This is a genomic window from Globicatella sanguinis NBRC 15551 (assembly GCF_001552295.1).
Classification (GTDB): Bacteria; Bacillota; Bacilli; order Lactobacillales; family Aerococcaceae; genus Globicatella; species Globicatella sanguinis.
Map to the genome: position 1 here is coordinate 1 of NZ_BCQX01000136.1, position 5737 is coordinate 5737.

Genomic DNA, 5737 nt, shown 5'->3' on the forward strand with positions numbered 1-5737 from the left:
TTCACCCCCGCACAGTTGAGTAGGTCTCAGACAAGTCTTTAAGACGCGGATTGAGACCACTCAACCCCTGCGCTTTTAAACATCGAGCAATGACTTGATTGAATGAATCAAATTTATGCCTAACTCATTAAGACGCAGGTTGAGACCACTCAGCCACTGCGCAGTTCATTAAATAGGTAGGACTGAACAGAATTTAAAAGGTTTATGCCCACTCCCTTTTACGGTCTAAACCACACGTTTTACCGATTTTCACCCATTAGAAAACATCGCAAGAAAGTTCTTGATACCCCCCCGAAAAATGATATAATTAAATTAGAATCTAAAGAGAAAGTAGGGGAAATGATGAGAAAGTGTTCATTATTGGTTGTTTTTATGTTGCTTATTTCTTTGTTTTTGACTAATCCAGTGAATGCCGCTGAGTTGACCATTCCAGAAGGCTATTATCAATATACCGGTGAATCGATGGTTGAAGGCATTTCTATTAGCGATAATCAAGTCATGTTAATATATGACACGGCTACCCAAGTCGAAGAAGATCCATTGTTTTCTTTATTATTAAAATGGGGCAATGCTGTCAATGATGGTTTAACTGGTTTAATTAATCCCAATATGAAACCCTCAACTGAGCAACGAGATGATTTGCCATTCATTGAATTAATCACCTATGACCAAGTAGCACCGTTTCCTAAATTAGCCATCGTCATTCACCAACCTTCACTTTATAATGACGAAAATATTTTAAGAATTCGAGTGGGCAATAATACTCAATTTGAATGGGAATTTCATGTTGAAGAAAATGGCGATTTAACTGACAAAGACGGTTATACCTTTACTTATGTGGAAGAAGTTGAAGCTAAATCGACAATGGATTCTAATGCTGAAAACGAAGTAGAGACGTCACAAGAAACAAGTGAAGAATAATCGTTGATATGATAATTTTTGAGTGTGAGCAGAAGTAGAAAAATGTTTGTTTTTGCTTTGTCTGTCTAAATCTGCACCGTTAGCATTTGGCCAGAAGTAGAAAATTAAATGAATCTCACTTTGTATGTCTAATTTGTGCAAAGTTGAAACCAATTAACCACTACGCGATAAAATATACTATTAGAACACAACAGAATTCTTAAGGTTTATACCATACTCCTAAGCCTCATCGCCAAAAACTTTGAATCAAATGGAATTACCATCACAATATTAATGGGATAGTGTAGCTAATCTTTATCGAAGGTTAGTTAAGCTATCTTTTTTTATTAAATCGATTGTTTGTCAATCAAAATGTTAGTTGATCCTCACGCTATATTCATTCTCTATCGGTTAACGATTTTATTTTCTTTGAAAAATTGTTAAAATAGAGTCAGTATGAAAGGGGAATCAGTATGGGATTATTTGATTGGTTTAAGAAGAAAACATCTAGCGAAAAATCAGCTGAGGAGTCATTAAGTACTCATACACCAGATGTTAATCCAGTCCACAAAATCGTGACGCCTGGGTTACATTTATCAACGCATAAAACAACGACTACCGATCCATCGATAGAAGACATTCAATCGGCCTTAACCATGGCAGTGAATGCTTATGATGAATATGTGTTATTAGAATGGATTGATGATGCCAAGCAGAAGACTTATTTATATGGTGTCGGCTTTGGCACGACTTATCATATTGAGTACCGTCCTAAAAATGGGCAAAAGGGCTTTGCTTATGTAAGAGAAGGTGTGCCACTTGAAGAAGCTCAACAGCTCTATCTTGCTTTTAAAATGTCTCATCAAGTCACCATTGATTTTCAATGGCAATGGCTGGAAGTGGAGTAAAGTTAGTCAGGAGCATGGGCGTTAAGATTAGAGACTGGTTGTTTGTGGGATTTTATCACGAGGTTAAAACTTGCTTGTGTGGGTGAATGGAGTCGCTTAATTTAAAGACTATTTATGTAGAGCAATTTTGTTGTTGAGTTTGAGGTTTTTCTATGTGGGAAATGCTCTCGCTTCGGCAGAAACAAACTTATGTATGAAAATACTGTCGATTCGGCAAAAGTTTGCCTGTGTAGGTGAAAGCTCTCGTTTAGTTCTAAGTTAAATCCACAAACTACAAGAAATTTTGCATAAACCAGGTCGCATTGATTAAGATGATGTCCAAAAACCATCAAAAGATACTTTGCAACGGGTAAGAATCATCAAGCACATCACCAGGTACACTCTCTTATTTAGATTTTTAAAATTTTATTAAAGCGCTCCTTATCAAAGCGTTGTAAAGGCTTTTCTAATTGAGTTTTGTTACACTTAAAATATAATATAGTTATATTGAAGGAAATTGTTAGAACAATCAAGACAAGAAAGGAGTATTATCCTAGATGGCTAGGATAAGTACAAGCCAATGAAAAAGAAAAGATTATTTGGATTAGCCGCTTTAATGGTTGTATTAGCAGGATGTGATGGAACCTTACCTTATACTTCTACTAATACTTCTTATAATAATACAGCCAAGCAATATTCAGAATCATCAAGTGATTATTATTCTGAGAGTCAACAAGTGAGTTATGATGCATATGGAACCTTAGAAACGAAAAACTATGATCAAGATGCTGAAAGTGTGATGAAATTAATTACCGATAATGGCGGTATTATTCAATCACAAGATTCAAACCATGCGACTAACCATTATACCGACTTTGTAGGGACGGAGTTATCTGTGGTGGCAGAGATTCCAAAAGATAATTTTGAAACAGTTGTGCAAGCTTTGAAAGAGAATTATCATGTTCAATCCTTTAATATTTCAAGTCGCGATGTGACGGATGATATTGGAAATACTGGCGAAACCCTTGAAGTGAAAAAAGCTCGTTTAGATGAGATTAATAAGAAATTAGAGGACGATAATTTACGCTTTAGCGAACGTGAAGAGTTAGAAGCCGATAAAATTGTTTTAGAAGATGAAATCCGTGCTTTAGAAGAACAACAAACTCAACAAACTGAATCAGTAGATTTCAGTACGCTTACTTTATCCTTACGTGAAGTAGATTACTTTACTTCTGAAGGTTTACCTTTCTGGTTACCATTTGCGAGAGTCTTTAAAAACTTCTTCTTTATCTTAGCATGGGGATTAGTGATTGGTTTAGTAGCGGCTTTGTCAGTGACACCCTTTATATTTGTCGCTTCAGTGGCATACCTATTAATCCGCAAACATCAATATAAGATGTTCCATAAATTAAAACATAAAATGGGTATCAATCAAGAATTTAATTCAAAAGAAGGAGCCGTTAAAGTAGACCGCAACAACAATATTTTATTAGACGGTGAACAATCACCTGTTGAGGAGCCGAAAGAATAATTAGAGTGTGTTGACGATTAATCATTACTCATCAAAGAACCGAAACTTTAAGTAGAAAGTAGGCATTAAAATGGCAAAATTTGCCCCAACTGGACAGACAGTAGCAGAAGTAATTGATAGCTTACCCTCTGAAAATAAAAAAGCTGATGCGTATGAATTATTAGCATTATATGAGCGTGTTTCAGGCGTAGATGCTGTCGTTTGGTATCCTAATATTATTGGTTTTGGTCAATATCAATATGTGTATGATTCAGGTCACGAAGGCGATGCCACCTTGTTGGCTTTCTCACCGCGAAAAGCGAAAATTAGTTTGTATCTCGACCAAGATTTTCCTAAACGTGATGAGCTATTGGATAAGCTAGGTAAGATTAATAAGGCTAAAGGCTGTATTTATGTTAATAAATTAGCCGACATTGATATGAGCGTCTTAGAAGAATTATTGGAAAAATCATTAGCATATACCAAAGCAAAATACGATGTTAAATAAGTGAGTTTTGAGCCACACACCGAGGGAAAGGTGTGTGGTATTTTTAGTATTTGAAACACTTACTCGTCAACTCGCTACTTATTTTTCTCCACAATGCACAAGGATTTTCAAGCGAAAAATGGTAGTAAATTTGTTACAATATAAATTGTGAAATAAGCGTTTACTAAGGAGGAATAAAATGGAACAAACTAAAAAATGGTGGCAAGAGGTTGTCATTTATCAAGTCTATCCAAGAAGTTTTTATGATACCGATGGTGATGGCATTGGTGATATTAATGGTATCACTGAAAAATTAGATTATTTAAAAGAATTAGGGATTGGTGCGATTTGGTTATCACCAGTTTATCAGTCTCCTAATGATGATAATGGATATGATATTTCGGATTATGAAGCGATTATGGAAGAATTCGGAACGATGGAAGATATGGATCGTTTAATTGCCGAAGCTAATCAACGTGATATTAAGATCGTGATGGATTTGGTGGTCAACCATACTTCAGATGAGCATCGTTGGTTTATCGAAGCGAAAAAAGGCAAAGACAATCCATACCGTGATTATTATGTTTGGGCAGATCCAAATGAAGATGGTAGTGCACCAAATGATTTACGTTCAAACTTTTCTGGCTCTGCTTGGCAATTCGATGAGGCCAGTGGTCAATATTACTTACATTTATTCAGTAAGAAACAACCAGATTTAAACTGGGAAAATGAAAAAATGCGTCAAGAAGTTTATGACATGATGAATTTTTGGATTGATAAAGGAATCGGTGGTTTTCGTATGGATGTGATTGATCTAATCGGGAAGTTACCAATGGAAGGCCTAACGGTTGATGGACCAAAATTACATCCTTATTTACAAGAAATGAACCAAGCAACGTTTGGCAAACATGATTTATTAACGGTAGGCGAGACATGGAGTGCGACTCCTGAAACTGCCAAATTATATTCAGGTGCTGACCGCAATGAATTATCAATGGTCTTTCAATTTGAACATATTTTATTAGATCAACAAGAGGGTAAAGAGAAATGGGATTTAGCACCCTTACAAATAAAAGACTTAAAACGTGTCTTTGAAAAATGGCAAGTTGAATTAAAAGATGAAGGTTGGAATTCATTATTCTGGGAAAACCATGACTTACCGCGCGTGATTTCACGTTGGGGAAATGACACCGAATACCGTGAGCGTAGTGCTAAATTATTTGCGATTCTCTTACACATGTTAAAAGGGACACCGTATATTTATCAAGGTGAAGAAATTGGCATGATTAATACGCCTATTAGCGATATTAGTGAAGCTGATGATATTGAATCCGTGAACTTATATCATGAACGTCTCGCAGCAGGTTATGATAAGGAAGATATTTTAACGTCGATTAATACTAAAGGACGTGACAATGCTCGCCGTCCAGTTGCTTGGACCTCAGAGAACAATGGTGGCTTTACAACAGGCACACCTTGGTTAGCTTTAAATCCTAACTATACTGAGATTAACGTAGAAGACACCTTAAAAGATAAAAATTCAATCTTCTATACCTATCAAAAATTAATCCAATTACGTAAAGACAATCCAATCGTCGTTTGGGGTGACTTTGAATTATTGGATACAGCGGATGAGGTCTTCAGTTATTACCGTGAATATGAAGGCAAAAAATGGTTAGTCGTGGCGAATATGAGTAATGAAGAAAACTCATTTAGTACGAATGACACCATTAAAGAAGTCATTGTCCAAAATATGGATCAAGAATATACAAGTCTAGAAAACTTAACCTTAGCTCCATGGGAAGCTTTTGTAGTGGAGATTGCATAATAATTGAATAGATAATAGGAACCAAACATGTTCACATCATTAGAATTATGTTTGGTTTTTTGGGCTCTTTGTCAAATGGTGTGGGTCACGGAATTTTTGGTGAGGCTGGGCAAAAAGTCCAGTAC

General features: G+C 35.9%; 5 protein-coding genes. All 5 read left to right on the forward strand.

Annotated features, from left to right (window positions below; all coding sequences use genetic code 11):
* The first annotated feature begins 342 nt into the window (after positions 1-342).
* The 5 genes from GSA01S_RS09125 (at position 343) to GSA01S_RS09145 (ending at position 5612) form a co-directional block, all read left to right on the forward strand.
* Positions 343-921 (forward strand): hypothetical protein, encoded by a 579-nt coding sequence (locus GSA01S_RS09125; protein ID WP_066126833.1) that lies wholly within the window; start codon positions 343-345, stop codon positions 919-921.
* 452 nt (positions 922-1373) lie between these two features.
* Entirely contained in the window at positions 1374-1808 is a 435-nt protein-coding gene (locus GSA01S_RS09130; protein WP_066126835.1) for a hypothetical protein, read from the forward strand.
* Between the two features lie 559 nt (positions 1809-2367).
* Positions 2368-3318 (forward strand): DUF4349 domain-containing protein, encoded by a 951-nt coding sequence (locus GSA01S_RS09135; protein ID WP_066126836.1) that lies wholly within the window; start codon positions 2368-2370, stop codon positions 3316-3318.
* A gap of 70 nt (positions 3319-3388) precedes the next feature.
* A complete protein-coding gene (locus GSA01S_RS09140) occupies positions 3389-3805 on the forward strand; it encodes a DUF1801 domain-containing protein (protein ID WP_066126838.1) in 417 nt (138 codons plus the stop codon).
* A 178-nt stretch (positions 3806-3983) separates the two neighbouring features.
* Positions 3984-5612 (forward strand): glycoside hydrolase family 13 protein, encoded by a 1629-nt coding sequence (locus tag GSA01S_RS09145; protein WP_066126839.1) that lies wholly within the window; start codon positions 3984-3986, stop codon positions 5610-5612.
* Positions 5613-5737 lie beyond the last annotated feature (125 nt).